The 2,091-nt window shown below is 35.8% G+C and carries 3 protein-coding genes; 1 reads left to right on the plus strand and 2 read right to left on the minus strand.

Annotated elements, in window-relative coordinates; translation table 11 throughout:
• Window positions 1-105: 105 nt before the first annotated feature.
• Complete coding sequence (locus H5072_RS17785; RefSeq protein WP_182694311.1) at window positions 106-810, minus strand: glycerophosphodiester phosphodiesterase family protein; 705 nt, start codon at window positions 808-810, stop codon at window positions 106-108.
• The gene (locus tag H5072_RS17790; RefSeq protein WP_024594632.1) at window positions 807-1,673 is read right to left on the minus strand and encodes a DMT family transporter; all 867 of its coding nucleotides are present in this window, start codon (window positions 1,671-1,673) and stop codon (window positions 807-809) included. The genes H5072_RS17785 and H5072_RS17790 overlap by 4 nt, the downstream gene beginning before the upstream one ends.
• 159 nt (window positions 1,674-1,832) lie before the next feature.
• Between H5072_RS17790 and H5072_RS17795 the strand changes: the two genes are divergently transcribed.
• The gene (locus tag H5072_RS17795; RefSeq protein ID WP_164487629.1) at window positions 1,833-2,003 is read left to right on the plus strand and encodes a hypothetical protein; all 171 of its coding nucleotides are present in this window, start codon (window positions 1,833-1,835) and stop codon (window positions 2,001-2,003) included.
• The last annotated feature ends 88 nt before the right edge of the window (window positions 2,004-2,091 follow it).

The following is a 2,091-nucleotide window of genomic DNA, read 5'->3' on the forward strand; positions in this document are numbered from 1 at the left end:
GGTTAACGTAAAAAAGAATGTTTGCTCTATATAGTTATAAATTTTCATGAAACCACTCATTATGCTCAAGCCCTACGATTGTTATTTAAGTGAGGGGAATGTAAGTTAGCCTTTTTGTAACGACAACAAGTAAGCTTTGGTTCGCGCTGGGTAATTTGTAAAAATTCCGTCTATGCCATACTCAAGCATTAGCGCTATATCTTCTTCCCTATCGACTGTATAAGCATAAATCTTTAGGCCTCTTTTTTTTGCATCCTCTGCAAAGGCCTTATTTATAAAGGTTTTATCTGCATGTACGCTATAAGCGTTTAAATCACTAGCAAACTTTGCATAGTTAATTGGAATAGAAGAAGTAAGGGCGCCTATTTTAAGCCATGGTAGCTTGTTTTTAAGCCACTGTAGTTGATGATGATCAAACGATGATACTAAAATATTGGTTTTCGATATTTTTTTAGCTTCAATGTTTTGTTCTAATAGAGCCACAAACCTTTCTAGTGCAAACGTGTGTTTAAGCTCAATATTTAATAAAGATTTATTGTTATTCCAATCAAACAGCTGCTGAAGAGTAGGAATTTTTTCACCATTTCCAGCATCAAGCTTAGAGAGCTCATGAGCGGTAAAGTTACTCACCCTGCCTTTACCGCTGGTGGTTCTATCAAGCCATGAATCGTGTATTACCATGTAATCATCGAAGGAACTTTGAATATCTACTTCAATACCATCAACACCTACTTTTAACGCTTCTAAAATAGCGCTTTTGGTGTTTTCAGGAAAATCCCCACTGGCACCACGGTGTGCAAATACTTTCATTGTCGAGCCTTTTTAGTGATTGACCACGTTTCAAAACAAGCGGCACTCACTATGAGTGCTCCACCAACTAACGTCATAACAGTAGGACGTTCATGAATAATTACTATAGCCAGTATGGTGCCATAAAGTGGCTGCAAGCAAGAAATTAACCCCGCAGTTGCCGCTGATAAATGCTTTAAACTTGCTGCAAATAACGAGTGCGGTGTAGCTGTAAATATAACACCCGCTACAGCAATTAAAATCAGGTCATGATTACTAACCTCATACACTGGTACTTCTATAAATGCACACAACATAATGCTTGCCACTAAGGTTTGATAAAACATCGTTTGCGGCCCGCCATATTGGCTAAAGTAGCGCTTATGAGTAATGTTTCTTATTGAAAAAAACAATGCTGATATCACACCTGTTATTACACCTAGGGTTACATCATCGCCCAAGTTTGCACTTGGTACTAATAAGTAAATACCTAAAACAACCACCGCTGCACTTATTATATCTTTTGCTTTTGGCCTGCTTTTATTAAATAAGGGTTCTAAAAACACCGTCATTACGGGGTAGCTAAAAAATGCCAGCATTCCAATAGTTATACCGGCCATTTGCATACCAGCAAAATAGGTAACCCAGTGAATACCCACCGCAACACCTAAAAATAACGCAATAAGATAGTCTTTAGGTTTGTTGAGTTTAATTTGTTTTTTTTGAAAATAAAGCATGGCTAAAATAGCCATTCCTGCAATTGCAGTTCTGTAAACGGTAATATCTAAAGCATTTAAACCAATAAGTTTGGCAAATAGAGCGGTCCCGCCAAAAAGTAATACCGCTATGTGTAAATAAATTAAACTTTGTTGCTGAGGCTGCATTTAGTTTCCTTGTTGTACTTTTTGAATATATTAACATTGCTTAAAAATTCTTAAGATGAATTTTTTACCGCATGACAAAAGTCATTAAAGTTGATGACACTTCACACTCTTATTATTTTTGTACGCGGGCATAGTTACCTTACTCAACAGGAGGTAATTATGAATTCTTTAATTTTAATCAGCTTAACTATTAATGAAGTGCTAGAGGCGTTAAGTTTTACTATTACGTACGCAGATTGCTTTATGCTGGTATGCATTTTTATGTTATTTATATTTATTAATAAAAATAGTGCTATAAGTAAAAATAATATGCCAGAGGTATTAGTATGAGCTCGTTAAGCAGCTTTTCTCAACAAAGCGATAAAGGTTTTTGGAAATATGGACATTTAATTTTTACCGGCTTTTATTTACTCCCGCT

Source organism: Pseudoalteromonas sp. SR45-5 (genome assembly GCF_014163565.1).
Classification (GTDB): domain Bacteria; phylum Pseudomonadota; class Gammaproteobacteria; order Enterobacterales; family Alteromonadaceae; genus Pseudoalteromonas; species Pseudoalteromonas distincta.

Coding starts and splice junctions, on each gene's coding strand:
- H5072_RS17785 (WP_182694311.1), bottom strand. CDS start 810: ATGAAAGTATTTGCACACCGTGGTGCCAGTGGGGATTTTCCTGAAAAC.
- H5072_RS17790 (WP_024594632.1), bottom strand. CDS start 1,673: ATGCAGCCTCAGCAACAAAGTTTAATTTATTTACACATAGCGGTATTA.
- H5072_RS17795 (WP_164487629.1), top strand. CDS start 1,833: ATGAATTCTTTAATTTTAATCAGCTTAACTATTAATGAAGTGCTAGAG.